The following is a 16,591-nucleotide window of genomic DNA, read 5'->3' as shown; positions in this document are numbered from 1 at the left end:
CAACAGCAAGTGGGCCGGCGAGGTGTTGCTGCGCGAGGCCCACGACCTGTGCGGGCTGCCGGTCTCGGTGTTCCGCTGCGACCTGCTTCTGGCCGATGTCACCTACGCGGGACAGCTCAACCTGTCGGACATGTTCACCCGGATGGTGTTGAGCATCGCGGCGACCGGTGTCGCGCCGCGGTCGTTCTATCGACTGGACGTCGAGGGCAACCGGCAGCGGGCGCACTTCGATGCGCTGCCGGTGGAGTTCGTCGCCGAGGCCATCACCGCCTTGGGCGCGCAGGTGATGCAGGGGTTCGAGACCTATCACGTGATGAACCCGCACGACGACGGGATCGGCATCGATGAGTACGTCGACTGGCTGGTCGAGGCCGGCTATCCGATCGAGCGGATCGACGACTTCGGCGAGTGGCTGCAGCGGTTCGAGGCCGCCCTGCGCGAACTGCCGGAGCGCCAGCGCCAACACTCGGTGCTCCCGCTGTTGCCGTCGCCCGGAACGCAGCAGGTCGAGCCTGGCGAGCCGGGCCGCGGGTCGCTCGCCCCGACCGACCGGTTCCGCGCCGCGGTGCGCGAAGCCAAGATCGGCCCCGACAGCGACGATCCGGACATCCCGCGTGTGTCGGCGCCCGTGATCGTCAAGTACGTCACCGACCTGCAGCTGCTCGGACTTCTGTAAACGTCTGAGCGGCAAGGGCTTCCGCGCGGGCCGAGCGAATGCCCGGCATTCGGGCCACGTCGGGGCAACGCCTGACTACCATGGCCGGTGATGACAACAGCCCGCGTGCCCAAGCTGCCGCTCGACGAGGCCACGGCCGCCGCCGACGAGGCGGCGGTGCCCAATTACATGGCCGAACTGAGCATCTTCCAGGTGCTGCTCAACCACCCGCCGCTGGCGCGCGCGATCAACGATCTGCTCGCCACCATGCTCTGGCACGGCGCGCTCGACCCCCGGCTGCGCGAGTTGGTGATCATGCGGATCGGCTGGCTCACGGCATGCGACTACGAGTGGACACAGCACTGGCGGGTCGCGTCACGGCTCGGCGTCGCGCCCGACGATCTGCTCGGCGTGCGTGACTGGCAGGCGTACGACGGATTCGGCGCGGTCGAGCGGGCCGTGCTGGCCGCCACCGACGACGTGGTGCGCGACGGCGCGGTGAGCGACGTGAGCTGGGCCGCCTGTGAGCGTGAATTGGGCGGCGACACAACGGTTCTCATTGAACTCGTCGCCGCGATCGGTGCGTGGCGGATGGTCGCGTCGCTGCTGCACAGCCTCCGGGTCCCGCTCGAAGAGGGCGTGTCCAGCTGGCCGCCGGATGGCCGGTCGCCCGCGCCGGCCGTCGTCGATTGACATATCGATCGAAACCTCTTTAGCGTCGGGCAATGCGTACCAGAGTCGCCGAAATGCTCGGCGTCGAGTTTCCCATCTGCGCGTTCAGCCACTGCCGCGACGTGGTGGCTGCGGTGACCAATGCGGGCGGCTTCGGCATCCTCGGCGCGGTGGCGCACAGCCCCCAGCGGTTGCAGAACGAGCTGACCTGGATCGAGGAGCAGACGGGCGGCAAACCGTTCGGGGTCGACCTGCTGCTGCCGCCCAAGTACGTCGGTTCGGACGAGGGCGGCATCGACGCCAAGCAGGCGCGGGCGCGGCTGCCCGAGGAGCACCGCGCGTTCGTCGACGACATCCTGGCCCGCTACGGCATCACCGCACCGGCCCAGGAGTTGCGGGCCTCCGCCGGCGGCCTCAACATCTCGCCCAAGGGCTACGAGCCGCTATTGGACGTGGCGTTCGATCACGACATCCGGCTGATCGCCAGCGCGCTCGGGCCGCCGCCGGCCGACCTCGTCGAACGCGCCCACGACCGCGGCGTGCTGGTGGCCGCGTTGGCCGGCACCACCCGCCACGCGCAACGGCACGCCGCCGCCGGCGTCGACCTGATCGTTGCCCAGGGCACCGAGGCCGGGGGACACACCGGCGAGGTCGCCACCATGGTCCTGGTCCCCGAGGTCGTCGACGCCGTGGCGCCCGTCCCCGTACTGGCCGCGGGCGGGATCGCCCGCGGCCGCCAGATCGCGGCGGCCCTGGCCCTGGGCGCCGAAGGCGTGTGGTGCGGGTCGGTGTGGCTGACCACCGAAGAAGCCGAGACGCCGCCGGTGGTCAAGGACAAGTTCCTGGCCGCCACCTCCTCGGACACGGTGCGCTCGCGCTCGATGACGGGCAAGCCGGCGCGGATGCTGCGCACGGCCTGGACCGACGAGTGGGACCGGCCCGACAAGCCCGACCCGCTCGGCATGCCGCTGCAGACCGCACTGGTCACCGAGCCGCAGGTGCGCATCAACTCCGCGGCCGCGCACCCCGGCGCCAAGGCGCGCGAGCTGGCCACCTACTTCGTCGGCCAGGTGGTGGGCTCGCTCGACCGGGTTCGCCCTGCGCGAACGGTGGTGCTCGACATGGTCGAGGAGTTCATCGACACCGTCGGGCGGCTCGACGGCCTCGTTGAGGGCTGATCAGCGTGTTTGAGCCGCCTGCGCGGCGGCCCGGCAAACGCGAGGTGAACATTCGGCGCCCAACGGGGGTGGCTATCCGCCCAGCTCATGGCGCCAACCTGACTGAATCCTGTGTGCCCGCCCCGGAAACCCGTAAAGATTGGGAAACGCTGCGCGGAGGAGTTTGACCCTGTCGGACCCGTCGTGCATTATCGGTCGGGTAAGCACCTCGTTAGGTGAGGCGTCTACACGAATACAGGCCACTGACCCCGAACGTCGAAAGACGCCCCGGGTCAGGACAGCTCCTCCCGGCTTAAGGGTTGAGCCCAGGTGGCTTCCGGGACACCGGACACGTCGTGTGGTGCCGAAGCTCTGACGAGAGGGGTGCGGATCTTCCGGCCATGCCGGGTTTTCTGCTCCTCGTGCTGCGCGCAAAAATCGCGTGCGGATCACCGCGCGCGTCGTGACCGCGAGGAGGTGAGGGACACATGAGTTCCAGCGACAGTCCGGGTCGAAGTCCGAACTCCGTCTCGTCCCTGTCCGATCTCCGGCACGACGTTCTCGGCTGAGTCGTCGCAACGCCAAGTGGCTTGTCGGTCAAGCGTTCTCAAGGATCGGAACCGCGACGGGACGGGACACGTCAGTCCAATTAGTCCCCGTTTTGCCGAACCCCGCCTAGGAGGCGACCATGACCGTAGCCCTGCACGACGAAGTGGTGACCGTAGCGCCCGCCCGCACGCTGAGGGTGGTGCGCGACGTCGACGCGACGCGGGCCGCCGTTGCGGCCCCGGCGCCCAAGAAGGCCGCCCGCCAGGTCAACAAGCAGCCCCTGCTCGCCGGCGACCCGCTGGTGGAGGGCGCCACCCGGCTGCTCAGCGTCCCGCTGCGCCACGTCTACGCGGCGCTGTGGCGCGTCGGAGTGCTCGAAATTCAGGCCTGATCCGATGGGCAGCGACCAACCAAGGCTCCAAGGGGCTACCCGGCCGCAGGTGTTTCCTGAGGCCAGGTAGCCCCTTGGGGTGCTTCGCCTGAGTAGAATCGAGCCACTGGCGTCGATCCGGCATCACCGGGGAGCCTTCGGAAGAACCGCCGGCTTCGCGAGCCGGCTCAGTAGAACCGAACGGGTGGGCCCGTCACAGCCTTCAACGAGCGGCCACGCGACAGCGTGGCAAGCGGGGTGGTACCGCGGCGCTCGCGCAGGCAGCGCGTCGTCGTCCCCAACAGGCGCTACCAGTGCCCAACGGCACTGAGGCACAGGAGACGACGCACCACGTGACCGATAACGCTGAAGCCACGGCCTATCCGAAGCCGGCCGGCGGCGCACCCGACTTCCCGGCCCTCGAACTCGAGGTACTGGACTACTGGGCCGGCGACGACACCTTCCGGGCCAGCATCGCCCGCCGCGACGACGCCCCGGAATACGTTTTCTACGACGGGCCGCCCTTCGCCAACGGGCTGCCGCACTATGGGCACCTGCTCACCGGCTACGTCAAGGACATCGTCCCGCGGTACCGCACCATGCGCGGCTACAAGGTGGAGCGCCGTTTCGGCTGGGACACCCACGGATTGCCCGCCGAACTCGAGGTCGAGCGCCAGCTGGGCATCAACGACAAATCGCAGATCGACGACATGGGGATCGCCGCGTTCAACGACGCGTGCCGGGAATCGGTGCTGCGCTACACCGACGAGTGGCGGGCCTATGTCACCCGTCAGGCCCGCTGGGTCGATTTCGACAGCGACTACAAGACGCTCGACCTGTCCTACATGGAGTCGGTGATCTGGGCGTTCAAGCAACTCTGGGACAAGGGCCTGGCCTACGAGGGCTACCGCGTCCTGCCGTACTGCTGGCGCGACGAAACCCCGCTGTCCAACCACGAATTGCGCATGGACGACGACGTCTACCAGAGCCGCCAGGACCCCGCGCTGACCGTCGGATTCAAGGTCGTGGGCGGCGCGCTGGACGGCGCGCACCTGCTGGTGTGGACGACGACGCCGTGGACCCTGCCGTCGAACCTGGCGGTCGCGGTCAACCCCGAGGTGGTTTATGTGCAGGTACGGGTGGGGGACCGGCGGTTCGTGCTGGCCCAGCCGCGGCTGGCCGCCTACGCCCGCGAGTTGGGCGAAGAACCCGAGATACTGGGCAGCTACAGCGGTGCCGACCTGCTCGGTACCCGCTACCTGCCGCCGTTCCCGTATTTCATGGACAGCCCCAAGGCTTTTCAGGTGCTGCCCGGGGAGTTCGTCACCACCGAGGACGGCACCGGCATCGTGCACATGGCGCCGGCCTACGGCGAGGACGACATGGCGACCACCGACAAGGTGGGCATCGTGCCGGTCACCCCGGTCGACTCCAAGGGCCGGTTCGACGCCAGCGTCCCGGATTACCGCGGGCAGCACGTCTTCGACGCCAGCCCGCACATCATCCGCGACCTGAAGAACGGCAGCGGCCCGGCGGCGGCCAACGGCGCGGTGTTGGTGCGCCACGAGACCTACGAGCACCCCTACCCGCACTGCTGGCGGTGCCGCAATCCGCTGATCTACCGGGCGGTGTCGTCCTGGTTCGTCACCGTCACCGCGTTCCGCGACCGCATGGTGGAACTCAACCAGCAGATCACCTGGTATCCCGAGCACGTCAAGGACGGCCAGTTCGGCAAGTGGCTGCAGGGCGCCCGGGACTGGTCGATCTCGCGAAACCGCTACTGGGGCAGCCCCATTCCGGTGTGGAAGTCCGACGACCCGGCCTACCCGCGCATCGACGTCTACGGCAGCCTTGACGAGCTGGAACGCGACTTCGGGGTGCGGCCGACCAACCTGCACCGGCCCTACATCGACGAGCTGACCCGCCCGAACCCGGACGACCCGACCGGCCGCAGCACCATGCGGCGCATCCCGGACGTGCTCGACGTGTGGTTCGACTCGGGCTCGATGCCGTACGCCCAGGTGCACTACCCGTTCGAGAACCGCGAGTGGTTCGACACCCATTACCCGGGCGACTTCATCGTGGAGTACATCGGCCAGACCCGCGGCTGGTTCTACACGCTGCACGTGCTGGCCACCGCGCTGTTCGACCGGCCCGCCTTCAAAACCTGTGTCGCGCACGGGATCGTGCTGGGCTCCGACGGGCAAAAGATGAGCAAGTCGCTGCGCAACTACCCCGACGTCTCCGAGGTGTTCGACCGGGACGGCTCCGACGCCATGCGGTGGTTCCTAATGGCCTCGCCGATTCTGCGCGGCGGCAACCTGATCGTCACCGAGCAGGGCATCCGCGACGGCGTGCGTCAGGTCCTGCTGCCGCTGTGGAACGCCTACAGCTTCCTGGCGCTCTACGCGCCGAAAGTCGGTTCCTGGCGCATTGATTCGCGTCAGGTGCTGGACCGCTACATCCTGGCCAAGCTGGCCGACCTGCGCGACGACCTCACCCGTGAAATGGACACCTGCGACATCTCGAGGGCGTGCGAGCACTTGCGGCAGTTCACCGAGGCGCTGACGAATTGGTATGTGCGCCGGTCGCGTTCGCGGTTCTGGGAAGAGGACCCCGACGCCATCGACACCCTGCACACCGTGCTCGAGGTCACCTCGCGGCTGGCCGCGCCGCTGCTGCCGTCGGTCACCGAGATCATCTGGCGCGGCCTGACCGGGGGGCGGTCGGTTCATCTCACGGACTGGCCCGACGCCGAAGCGCTGCCGGCCGACCCCGATCTGGTCGCCGCGATGGACCAGGTCCGCGAGGTGTGCTCGGCGGCGTCGTCGCTGCGCAAGGCCAAGAAGTTGCGGGTGCGGCTGCCGCTGCCGAAATTGACCGTGGCGGTGGAGAACCCGCAGCGGCTGGAGCCGTTCGCGGAACTGATCGCCGACGAGCTCAACGTCAAGAGCGTCGAGCTGACCGACGCCATCGACACCTACGGGCGGTTCGAGCTCACCGTCAACGCCCGCGTCGCCGGCCCGCGGCTGGGCAAGGACGTGCAGGCCGCCATCAAGGCGGTCAAGGCGGGGCAGGGCGTCGTCAACCCCGACGGCACCCTGACCGCGGGACCCGCGCTGCTGCAACCCGAGGAGTACAGCTCGCGGCTGGTCGCCGCCGACCCGGAGTTCACCGCGGCGCTGCCCGACGGAGCCGGGCTGGTGGTGCTCGACGGCACGGTCACCCCGGAGCTGGAGGCCGAGGGCTGGGCCAAGGACCGCATCCGTGAGCTGCAGGAGCTCCGCAAATCCACGGGTCTCGACGTGTCCGACCGGATCTCTGTCGTGATGTCGGTGCCGGCCGAGCGGGCCGACTGGGCGCGCACGCATCGCGACCTGATCGCCGGTGAGATCCTGGCCACCAGTTTCGAATTCGGCGCGCCGTCTGACGGCGTCGACATCGGCGACGGCGTGCGGGTCAGCATCGCCAAGGTCTGAGTCGCGAAACTGTATTCCGCGACGCATTTCCCGAGACGAGTCGTCGTTAGTTGCAGTCTCGCGGGCATGTCGGCGTGGCGTGGCACCCTGCCGTCGTGAGCACAGAGCCATTCGTCGGTACCGACGCCATTCGAGCGGGAGCGTGGACGCAACGTGAACTCCGGCGTTCGTGCACCCGGATCTACCGCAATGTGTACCAGCGGCGCGGTGGCGAATTGACCGCGCGGGACCGCGCGATCGCCGCGTGGTTGTGGTCCGGTAAGCAGGCGGTCGTGGCGGGCACCTCGGCCGCGGCCCTGCACGGCGCCCAGTGGGTCGATCCGCACTCCCCGGCCGAACTGGTCTGCGATCGCACGCGTCCGCCGTCGTTGATCGTCACCCGCAACGAGACACTTGCGACAGGCGAGGTGACGATGGTCGACGGCATACCCGTCACATCGGCGGCCCGCACTGCCTTCGACCTGGGACGGCGACCGGGGTCGACAGTCGCCGTGATCCGCATGGACGCCCTGGCACGAGCGACGGGCCTCGCCGCCGAAGACGTGTGGCCGCTGATGGACAAGCACCGCGGCGCACGCGGCATGAAGCAGTTGCGTAGGGTGGTGCCCCTCGTCGACGCCGGCGCCGAATCTCCGCAGGAGACCAGGACCCGGCTGGCGCTGATTCATGGGGATCTGCCCAGGCCGCAGACTCAGATCGTCGTGCGCAACGTGTGGGGCGCCGTGCTGGCCAGGATCGACATGGGCTGGGAGGCGTGGCTCGTCGGGGTGGAATACGACGGGCCGCAGCACTGGACGGACCCGCGAATCCGGGCCAACGACATCGAGCGCACCGCAGAACTGGAGCGACGCGGATGGCGCTTGATCCGGGTCGGTGCCGACCTGCTACGACACCGACCGGATGTCGTCGTAGAGCGGGCGCGAAGTGCCCTGGCGGCGAGGGGCTGCCCGTGCTGACCGCGAGACTGTAACCAGCGACGTGTTTCTCGAGAAGACTCGTCGCTGGTTACAGTCTCGCGGAGGAATGCGAGCGCAGCGCGCGGTGGGCGTGGGGCCAGAACGGCATGCCCGCCACCACCGTCGCGCCGGTGGCGATGAGTCCGACCGCGACGTCGACGCTCTCGCGGCCGTCACGTGCCCAGTAGACGTCCTTGAGGTCCAACAGCAGCGCGAGCTCGTCGACGATCATGGCGTTCGCGGCGCCGTAGGCGATGGCCGCCGCCGGGTGCCGTCGTTGCCTGTCGGTTCCGCGCAGCCCCACGCCGCCCACCGTCGCCAGCATCCCGATGCCGATGTTGTAGTGGTGAAAGTGCTTCCCGCCCAACGACATACCGCCCCCCGAGGGGCCATGGCCCGCGCGGATCCAATGTGTGAGCGCCCGCAGCCCGGCGAAGGTGAGGGTGAACGACGTCCAGGCCAGCACCGTGGCCTGTTCACCGGGCTGCAGCCGCTGGTTCCACTGATGGCGCACCCGCTCCCATCGAGACTTCGGTGCGTCTGTGCCGTCAGCCTCCATACCCAACGACGCTAGACCCATAGCATCGATGCGTGGAGTCCCGTTGGGTGCTGCACCTGGACATGGATGCGTTCTTCGCCTCGGTGGAACAACTCACCCGGCCGACCCTGCGCGGGCGGCCGGTGCTGGTCGGCGGCCTGGGCGGGCGTGGTGTGGTGGCCGGCGCCAGCTACGAGGCCCGCGTGTACGGCGCCCGCTCGGCCATGCCGATGCATCAGGCCCGCCGACTGATCGGGGTGACCGCGGTGGTGTTGCCGCCGCGCGGCGTGGTGTACGGGGTGGCCAGCCGACGGGTCTTCGACGCCGTGCGCAGCCTGGTGCCCGTCGTCGAACAGCTGTCCTTCGACGAGGGCTTCGGTGAGCCGCCCCACCTCGCGGGCGCGTCGGCCGAGGAGGTCGAGGCGTTCTGCGAGGACCTGCGGCGACGGGTTCGCGACGAGACCGGCCTGATCGCCTCGGTCGGCGCCGGCTCGGGCAAGCAGATCGCCAAGATCGCGTCGGGCCTGGCGAAGCCCGACGGCGTTCGGGTGGTCCGGCGCGCCGAGGAGCGGTCGCTGCTGGGCGGGCTGCCGGTGCGGCGGTTGTGGGGCATCGGGCCGGTCGCCGAGGAGAAGCTCAATCGGCTGGGCATCGAGACGATCGGCAACCTGGCCGCCCTGACCGACGCCGAGGCCGCCAACATCCTGGGTGCGACGATCGGGCCGGCGCTGCACCGCCTGGCCCAGGGCGTCGACGACCGCCCCGTCGCCGAGCGCGCCGAAGCCAAGCAGATCAGCTCCGAGTCCACCTTCGCCGTCGACCTGACCAGCCTGGAGCAGCTGCGGGAGGCGATCGACCCGATCGCCGAGCACGCGCACCAACGCCTGCTGCGCGACGGCCGGGGCGCGCGCACCGTCACCGTGAAGCTGAAGAAATCCGACATGAGCACGCTGACCCGCTCGGCCACGCTGCCCTACGCGACGACCGAGCCCGGCGCGCTGGTCGCGGTCGCCCGGCGGCTGCTGCTCGACCCGCGCGAGATCGGGCCGATCCGCCTACTGGGCGTGGGCTTTTCAGGGCTGAGCGACGTGCGCCAGGAGTCGCTGTTTCCCGACCTGGACCTGATGGGGGAGACGGGCGACGGGCAGCACGTCGAGACCGCGGCCGAGGCCATGTTCGCGCCGGGGCCGGAGGCGGAAGCGGGGTGGCGGGTGGTCGACGACGTCTTGCACCCCGAACTCGGGCACGGCTGGGTGCAGGGCGCCGGCCACGGCGTCGTCACCGCGCGGTTCGAGACCCGCAGCTCGGGCCCGGGCCCGGCCAGGACGTTCCCCGCCGACACCGCCGAGCTGACCAAGGCTAACCCGGTCGATTCGCTGGACTGGCCGGAATACCGGGGCGTCCTGCAGGCCCTGGAAGCGAACGAACCGTCAGCCCCACCGGGCGATGACGTCGCCGACCGGTAGCTTCGCGGCCAGCGCGGCCATCATCAGCACCCGGGCCTGCGGTGGCCGCAAGCCGGGCACCATCACCGCGCCCGCGGCCGCCATCTCGTGCCCGGGCCCGTAGCTGGCACCGACCCGGCCGCCCGGGACGCGGGTGGACACCGCGACCGCGACCCCGGCGCGGCACTGGCGACGCACCGCGTCGACCACCGCGTCGCCGGCGTTGCCCGAACCCAGCGCCTCGAGCACCACGCCACGGGCCCCGGCGGCCACGCACGCGTCCAGGGCCACCCCGTCGCTGCCCAGGTACGCGGCGACGATGTCCACCCGCGGCGCGTCCGCCGCGGTGAGGTCGCCCAGCCGGGGCCGCGTCTTGGTGCCGGCCAGCGTGACACCGCCGTTCACCGTGCCGATCAGCTCACCCGCGAAGCCGGTCAGGTCGTCGGTGGCCACCTTGCTCATCCCCAGCGGCTGCAACACCCGGCCGGCGAAACACACCAGCACACCCAGGCCACGGGCGGCGGGGCTGCCCGCCACCGCAAGGGCGGCCCGCAGGTTGGCCGGGCCGTCGGCGCCGGGCGCGTCGGCGCTGCGCATGGCCCCGGTGAGCACCACGGGAACGTCGCCGTCATGGGTGAGCTCGAGCCACAGCGCGGTCTCCTCCATGGTGTCGGTCCCGTGCGTGATCACCACGCCGTCGGCGCCGCCGTCGATCGCCGCGCGCACCGCTCCGCGGATCCGGTCCCAGTCGGCGGGCATCAGCTGCGAGCTGTCCACGGCCAGCACGTCGACGACGTCGACATCGAGGCCGGCAGCCAGATCGGCCGCGCCATAGGAGGGCCGGTGCACGCCGTCCGCGCCCGTGCCGGTCGATATCGTGCCTCCGGTGGCGATGACGGTGAGCCGGCCCATGGTGAGATCATCGCGCACGCCAACCGCGAACCTCGGCCGGCCCGAGTACGCATTGGGGGATGATGTGAGAGTGCCCGAGGAACCCACAGGATCCACTGAGCCCGTGACCTCAACCAACGAGGCCAAGGACGCGCCCGTCACCGACCCGCAGCGGCCGCCGAGGCGGCTGCGCCTGCTGCTGTCGGTCGCCGCGATCGTCTTGGCCCTGGACGTCGTCACCAAGGTGCTCGCCGTCAAACTGCTGCCGCCCGGTCAGCCGGTGCCCATCATCGGCGACACGGTGACCTGGACGCTGGTGCGCAACTCCGGCGCCGCGTTCTCCATGGCGACCGGATACACCTGGGTGCTGACGCTGATCGCGACCGGTGTGGTGGTCGGCATCTTCTGGATGGGCCGCCGGCTGGTGTCGCCGTGGTGGGCGGTCGGGCTGGGCATGATTCTGGGCGGCGCCACGGGCAACCTGGTCGACCGCTTCTTCCGGGCGCCCGGACCGCTGCGCGGCCATGTCGTGGACTTCCTGTCGGTGGGCTGGTGGCCGGTGTTCAACGTCGCCGACCCGTCGGTGGTCGGCGGCGCCATCCTCTTGGTGGTGCTGTCGGTCTTCGGCTACGACTTCGACACCGTGGGCCGCCGGAGCAAGGCCGACCGTAGCCGATGACCGACCGTTCCATGCCGGTCCCGGAGGGGCTGGCGGGCATGCGCGTGGATGCGGGCCTGGCCCGGCTGCTCGGACTGTCCCGCAGCGCCGCGGCGGCCCTGGCCGAAGACGGCGGCGTCGAGCTCGACGGCGTGCGCGCCGGCAAGTCCGACCGGCTGACCGGGGGCGCGTGGCTGCAGGTGCGGCTGCCCGAAGCCCCGCCGCCGGTGGAGAACACGCCCGTCGACATCGAGGGCATGACGATCCTGTACTCCGACGACGACATCGTCGCGGTGGACAAGCCGGCCGCGGTGGCCGCGCACGCGTCGGTGGGCTGGACGGGGCCGACCGTGCTCGGCGGTCTGGCCGCCGCCGGCTACCGGATCACCACGTCCGGGGTTCCCGAGCGGCAGGGCATCGTGCACCGCCTCGACGTGGGCACCTCCGGCGTGATGGTGGTGGCGCTCTCCGAGCGCGCCTACACCGCGCTGAAGCGGGCGTTCAAACAGCGCACGGTCGATAAGCGCTACCACGCGCTGGTGCAGGGGCATCCGGACCCCTCGAGCGGGACGATCGACGCTCCGATCGGACGCCACCGCGGCGGCGAGTGGAAGTTCGCCGTCACGAAGGAGGGCCGGCACAGCCTCACCCACTACGACACCATCGAAGCCTTCCAGGCCGCCAGCCTGCTCGACGTGCACCTGGAAACCGGTCGCACGCACCAGATCCGGGTGCACTTCTCCGCGCTGCACCATCCGTGCTGCGGCGACCTGGTCTACGGGGCGGACCCGAAACTCGCGAAAAGGCTTGGGCTGGAACGGCAATGGCTGCATGCCCGCTCGCTGTCGTTCGCCCATCCTGCGGACGGCAGGCGGATGGAGATCGTCAGCCCCTACCCGGCCGATCTGCAGCACGCGCTGGACGTGCTGCGCGCCGAGGGCTGATCAGTCTGATGGTCGCGACCCGCTGCGCCCGGCTTCGCCGCGCTTGCGATCACTCAGCCGGCTTGCGCGCCTCCACGAGCAGCCGCACCGAGTGCGCGACGAACGGCCCGTCGGCCTCGATCCGCTCGTGCAGTTCACGCAGCCGGTCCCGGTAGGCGTCGACCGTGAAGTCCGGGACCGTCCAGATCACCTTGCGCAGGAAGTAGATCACGGCGCCGACGTCGAAGAACTCGGCGCGCATGCGCTCCATGCGCATGTCGACCACGTCCATCCCGGCGGCCCGGGCCTCGGCGCCCTGGACGTCGGGGTGCAACTCCGCCCACTTCTCCGGCTGTGGGCCGATGAAGTATTCGACGAGCTCGGCCATCGTCGCGGGCCCGATCTGCTGGGCGAAATAGGTGCCGCCCGGCCGCAGCACCCGGGCGATCTCGGCCCACCGCACCGCGATGGGGTGGCGGCTGGTCACCAGGTCGAAGGCCGCGTCGGCGAACGGCAGCCGCGGCTCGTCCCCGGTCACCACGACCACCACGCCCCGGGGATGCAGCCGCTGGGTGGCCAGCGCCGCGTTGGGTGGCCACGACTCCGTCGCGGCCATCGCCGGCGGAAACCGTTCGGCGCCCGCGAGCACTTCGCCGCCGCCGGTGTCGAGGTCGCAGGCGGCCGACGCGCTCGCCAGCCGCCGGCTCATCTGCCGCTGGTAACCCCACGACGGGCGCTCCTCGGTGGCGCGCCCGTCCAGCCAGGAGAAATCCCAACCGTCGACGGGGGCCGCGTCGGCCTCCGCGACGAGGTCGTCGAATGTGCGGGCCATGCCGAGCATGCTAGGCACGGTTCAGAGCTGGTGGCGGCAGCCCTCGGGCGCGTCCCGCGAGATTGCCGCCACGGTCGTGGTGGCGCCCGCGATCGCAGCCGTCACGGCAATCTCGGCGGAGCGGTCAGACGGTCGCCTTGTTGGCCTCGCCGGTGGCGATCTCGGGAGCCAGCGGCGCGATCGCACCGATGATCTCCGTGACCGTCTCGGAGGGGACCCCGGCTGCCGCGAGCGCGTCGGACAGGTGCCTGGCCACCAGGTTGAAGTGGTGCATCGTGATGCCGCGACCCTGGTGCACGTGCTTCATCGGCGCGCCGGTGTAGGGCTCGGGGCCGCCGAGGGCGGCCGCGAAGAACTCCACCTGCTTGCCTTTGAGACGGTTCATGTTGGTTCCGGTGAAGAAGCCCGCGAGTTGGTCGTCGGCAAGCACGCGAACGTAGAAGTCCTCGACCACGACTTCGATCGCCTCGTGCCCACCGATCCGGTCATAGATCGCGACCGGCTCGGGTTTGCGGAAGCGTGCCAGAATTTTCATAAGTGCGATTGGAACATCTCGGCATTGCTCGCCAGTTAGTTCGCGATCACACGCGGATATCCTTGCGTAACAAGCGGATTGCCGCCTTTTGACGGTTGCGCACGGCCGGCCGTGAGACGTGCGCCCGCTGTTACATGCCCGAAATCTGCATCGAGCCGGCGAACCTATGCCATAGGTTGGCTCAATGACTCACGTCACATCATGCACACCGCCCCGCCAGGCGATCGTGGTCAACGGGCAGGCCAATTGCGGTCGGGGGGCCGACACCATCAGGAGCGAAAGCCGATGAACCTTGGTGACTTGACGAGCTTGGTCGAAAAGCCGCTCGCGAACTTGGTGGAGAAGCCGATCGCGGCGGTATCCCACCTCGTCAACACGCCCAACTCCGCGGGGCGCTACCGGCCCTTCTACCTGAGGAATCTGCTCGACGCCGTCCAGGGCCGCACGCTCGACGAGGCGGTCGGGGGCAAGACCGTCCTGATCACCGGGGGATCGTCGGGCATCGGCGAGGCCGCCGCAAAGAAGATCGCCGAAGCGGGCGGCACGGTCGTGCTGGTCGCGCGGACCCGGGAAAACCTGGAAAAGGTCGCCTCAGAAATCGAAGGCAACGGTGGCACCGCACACGTCTACCCGTGCGACCTGTCCGACATGGACGCCATCGCCGCGATGGCCGACCAGGTGCTCAGCGACCTCGGCGGCGTCGACATCCTGATCAACAACGCGGGCCGGTCCATCCGGCGCTCGCTGGCGCTGTCCTACGACCGGATCCACGACTACCAGCGCACCATGCAGCTGAACTACCTGGGCGCGGTCCAGCTCATCCTCAAATTCATCCCCGGGATGCGGGAACGCGGCTTCGGCCACATCATCAACGTCTCCTCGGTGGGTGTGCAGACCCGCGCGCCGCGCTTCGGCGCCTACATCGCCAGCAAGGCCGCACTGGACAGCCTGTGCGATTCCCTGCAGGCCGAAACCGTCAACGACGGCGTCAAGTTCACCACCGTGCACATGGCCCTGGTGCGCACGCCGATGATCAGCCCGACCACGCTCTACGACAAGTTCCCGGCGCTGACGCCCGATCAGGCCGCCGGGGTGATCGCGGACGCCATCGTGCACCGGCCCCGGCGCGCCAGCTCGCCGTTCGGCCAGTTCGCCGCCGTCGCCGACGCCGTGAACCCGGCGGTGATGGACCGGGTGCGCAACCGCGCGTTCGCCATGTTCGGCGACTCCGACGCCGCCCGGGGTGACGAATCAACAAGCGAGTCAACGCAATTCGACAAGCGCAGCGAGACGTTTGTGCGGGCGACCCGCGGGATACATTGGTGACATCATGAGCCTTCCCAAGCCCGACATCCAGACCACCGTCGTCATCACCGGCGCCTCGTCCGGCATCGGCGCCGAACTGGCCCGCGGGCTGGCCCGCCGCGGCTTCCCGCTGTTGCTGGTCGCGCGGCGCCGCGAACGCCTCGACGAGCTGGCCAACGAAGTCGGCCAGGAGTACTCCGTGGCGGTCGAGGTGCTGCCGCTGGACCTGGGCGATTCGAAGGGCCGCGCGAAGCTGGCGGACCGGCTGCGCGCCGAGCCGATCGCCGGCCTGTGCAACAGCGCGGGCTTCGGCACCAGCGGCGTCTTCCACGAGCTGCCGCTCGAGCGCGAAAGCGAGGAGGTCACCCTCAACGCGCTGGCGCTGATGGAACTCACCCACGCGGCCCTGCCCGGCATGGTCAAGCGCGGTGTCGGTGCGGTGATGAACATCGCCTCGATCGCCGGCTTTCAGCCGGTGCCGTACATGGCGGTCTATTCGGCCACCAAGGCGTTCGTGCAGACGTTCTCCGAGGCCGTCCACGAGGAGCTGCACGGCACCGGGGTGTCGGTCACGTGCCTGTGTCCCGGGCCGGTGCCGACCGAGTGGGCCGAGATCGCCAACGCCGAGCGGTTCAGCATTCCCATCGCGCAGGTCTCGCCGCGCGACGTCGCCGAGGCGGCGATCGCCGGGATGCTGGCCGGCAGGCGCACCGTCGTGCCCGGTGTGGTGCCGAAGGTCGTCAGCACCGGCGGCAGGTTCGCGCCGCGGGGTCTGCTGCTGCCGGGGATCCGGATCGGTAGCCGCTTCCGCGGGGGACCCAGCCGCTGAGCGTGCGTCGCGTCCCCTCGGTCACTTCCGTCACTGCGCCGGGGCGATCGACGAGGTGCCCGCCTCGTAGCGACAAAGGCGGCTACCGCGCAGGGGGTCTCGGATTGTCGCTACGAGGCGGGCACAACGCCGCATCCCTCTGAGCCGCATCCCTCTGAGCGGGGGCGCACGGCGCGGGGCGGGTGTGACGAAGCGGCCGCGCTAGGCTCCGCGCATGGCCGCTGTAGACCTGACCGCCGACGTACCGATGAGCCCGCAGGACATGTGGGACCACGTCTCCGACTTGTCGGACCTGGGAGACTGGCTGGTGATGCACGAGGGCTGGCGCAGTGATCTGCCCGACGAGCTCGGCGAGGGCGTCCAGGTGGTGGGCGTCGCCCGGGCGAAGGGGTTCCGTAACCGGGTGACCTGGACGGTGACCACGTGGGATCCGCCGCACGAGGTGGCGCTGTCGGGTTCGGGCAAGGGCGGCGCCAAGTACGCCGTCACGCTCACCGTGCGAGCCGCCGCCGAGGGGTCGACGCTCGGACTGCGGCTCGAGCTGGGCGGGCGTCCGCTGTTCGGCCCGGTCGGTTCGGCGGCGGCGCGCGCCGTCAAAGGCGACGTGCAGAAGTCGCTGAAGAACTTCGTCGAGATGTACGGGTAAAACCGCGCGAGACACACGCGGCGACACGCCGAACTCGTGTCGGTCCGCGGTCATAGACTGGCGTCCCTATGAACCACTCCTCCTTCGTGCACCTGCATAACCACACCGAGTACTCGATGCTGGACGGGGCAGCGAAGATCACGCCGATGCT

At 69.8% G+C, this 16,591-nt stretch carries 17 protein-coding genes and 1 riboswitch; of the genes, 13 read left to right on the top strand and 4 right to left on the bottom strand.

The annotated features are described in order from the left end of the window. From A9X04_RS04000 to A9X04_RS03975, 6 genes are all read left to right on the top strand, one after another. Positions 1-676, top strand: a 676-nt coding sequence (locus tag A9X04_RS04000) for an SDR family oxidoreductase (protein ID WP_197509032.1), incomplete at its 5' end; no start/stop codon positions are given. Between the two features lie 90 nt (positions 677-766). Then, on the top strand, positions 767-1,348 hold the full coding sequence (locus A9X04_RS03995; protein ID WP_067917955.1) for a carboxymuconolactone decarboxylase family protein: 582 nt from the start codon (positions 767-769) through the stop codon (positions 1,346-1,348). Between the two features lie 32 nt (positions 1,349-1,380). Beyond that, positions 1,381-2,505, top strand: coding sequence for a nitronate monooxygenase family protein (locus tag A9X04_RS03990; protein WP_067917953.1), 1,125 nt, complete (start codon positions 1,381-1,383; stop codon positions 2,503-2,505). A gap of 200 nt (positions 2,506-2,705) precedes the next feature. After that, positions 2,706-2,875: riboswitch (M-box (ykoK) riboswitch) on the top strand. A 297-nt stretch (positions 2,876-3,172) separates the two neighbouring features. Beyond that, on the top strand, positions 3,173-3,424 hold the full coding sequence (locus A9X04_RS03985) for an Rv1535 family protein (RefSeq protein WP_067917951.1): 252 nt from the start codon (positions 3,173-3,175) through the stop codon (positions 3,422-3,424). A gap of 332 nt (positions 3,425-3,756) precedes the next feature. Continuing rightward, on the top strand, positions 3,757-6,882 hold the full coding sequence (ileS, locus tag A9X04_RS03980) for an isoleucine--tRNA ligase (protein WP_067917960.1): 3,126 nt from the start codon (positions 3,757-3,759) through the stop codon (positions 6,880-6,882). 95 nt (positions 6,883-6,977) lie between these two features. After that, positions 6,978-7,838, top strand: a complete 861-nt coding sequence (locus A9X04_RS03975; RefSeq protein ID WP_067917949.1) for a DUF559 domain-containing protein — start codon at positions 6,978-6,980, stop codon at positions 7,836-7,838. A 49-nt stretch (positions 7,839-7,887) separates the two neighbouring features. On the opposite strand, the gene A9X04_RS03970 is transcribed toward A9X04_RS03975, so the two are convergent. Next, positions 7,888-8,397 carry a hypothetical protein gene (locus A9X04_RS03970; protein ID WP_067917947.1) on the bottom strand — a complete coding sequence of 170 codons (510 nt, stop codon included), beginning with the start codon at positions 8,395-8,397 and terminating at the stop codon, positions 7,888-7,890. Between the two features lie 47 nt (positions 8,398-8,444). Between A9X04_RS03970 and A9X04_RS03965 the strand changes: the two genes are divergently transcribed. Continuing rightward, positions 8,445-9,842, top strand: a complete 1,398-nt coding sequence (locus tag A9X04_RS03965) for a DNA polymerase IV (protein WP_197509034.1) — start codon at positions 8,445-8,447, stop codon at positions 9,840-9,842. Here the strand turns inward: A9X04_RS03965 and A9X04_RS03960 are convergent. Then, positions 9,807-10,733 (bottom strand): asparaginase, encoded by a 927-nt coding sequence (locus tag A9X04_RS03960; RefSeq protein WP_067917958.1) that lies wholly within the window; start codon positions 10,731-10,733, stop codon positions 9,807-9,809. The two genes, A9X04_RS03965 and A9X04_RS03960, sit on opposite strands and share 36 nt — an antisense overlap. Positions 10,734-10,803: 70 nt before the next feature. On the opposite strand from A9X04_RS03960, the gene lspA reads away from it, so the two are divergent. Next, positions 10,804-11,391 (top strand): signal peptidase II, encoded by a 588-nt coding sequence (gene lspA, locus A9X04_RS03955; protein ID WP_082974789.1) that lies wholly within the window; start codon positions 10,804-10,806, stop codon positions 11,389-11,391. Next, entirely contained in the window at positions 11,388-12,314 is a 927-nt protein-coding gene (locus A9X04_RS03950; RefSeq protein WP_067917940.1) for an RluA family pseudouridine synthase, read from the top strand. The genes lspA and A9X04_RS03950 overlap by 4 nt, the downstream gene beginning before the upstream one ends. A 49-nt stretch (positions 12,315-12,363) precedes the next feature. On the opposite strand, the gene A9X04_RS03945 is transcribed toward A9X04_RS03950, so the two are convergent. Both A9X04_RS03945 and A9X04_RS03940 read right to left on the bottom strand, forming a co-directional pair. After that, a complete protein-coding gene (locus tag A9X04_RS03945; protein ID WP_067917957.1) occupies positions 12,364-13,125 on the bottom strand; it encodes a class I SAM-dependent methyltransferase in 762 nt (253 codons plus the stop codon). 124 nt (positions 13,126-13,249) lie between these two features. Next, on the bottom strand, positions 13,250-13,660 hold the full coding sequence (locus A9X04_RS03940; RefSeq protein WP_067917938.1) for a group 1 truncated hemoglobin: 411 nt from the start codon (positions 13,658-13,660) through the stop codon (positions 13,250-13,252). Between the two features lie 285 nt (positions 13,661-13,945). Between A9X04_RS03940 and A9X04_RS03935 the strand changes: the two genes are divergently transcribed. The 4 genes from A9X04_RS03935 to A9X04_RS32195 all read left to right on the top strand — a co-directional run. Continuing rightward, the gene (locus tag A9X04_RS03935) at positions 13,946-14,986 is read left to right on the top strand and encodes an SDR family NAD(P)-dependent oxidoreductase (protein ID WP_067917936.1); all 1,041 of its coding nucleotides are present in this window, start codon (positions 13,946-13,948) and stop codon (positions 14,984-14,986) included. Between the two features lie 4 nt (positions 14,987-14,990). Continuing rightward, complete coding sequence (locus A9X04_RS03930; protein WP_067917934.1) at positions 14,991-15,794, top strand: SDR family oxidoreductase; 804 nt, start codon at positions 14,991-14,993, stop codon at positions 15,792-15,794. 214 nt (positions 15,795-16,008) lie between these two features. Continuing rightward, complete coding sequence (locus tag A9X04_RS03925) at positions 16,009-16,440, top strand: SRPBCC family protein (RefSeq protein ID WP_067917932.1); 432 nt, start codon at positions 16,009-16,011, stop codon at positions 16,438-16,440. A gap of 68 nt (positions 16,441-16,508) precedes the next feature. Then, on the top strand, positions 16,509-16,591 hold an 83-nt coding region (locus A9X04_RS32195), incomplete at its 3' end, for a hypothetical protein (protein ID WP_369828917.1).

Source organism: Mycobacterium sp. E3247 (genome assembly GCF_001667785.1).
GTDB lineage: Bacteria > Actinomycetota > Actinomycetes > Mycobacteriales > Mycobacteriaceae > Mycobacterium.
The sequence above is the reverse complement of the archived record's forward strand: the minus strand, read 5'-3'. Positions and strand labels throughout refer to the sequence as shown.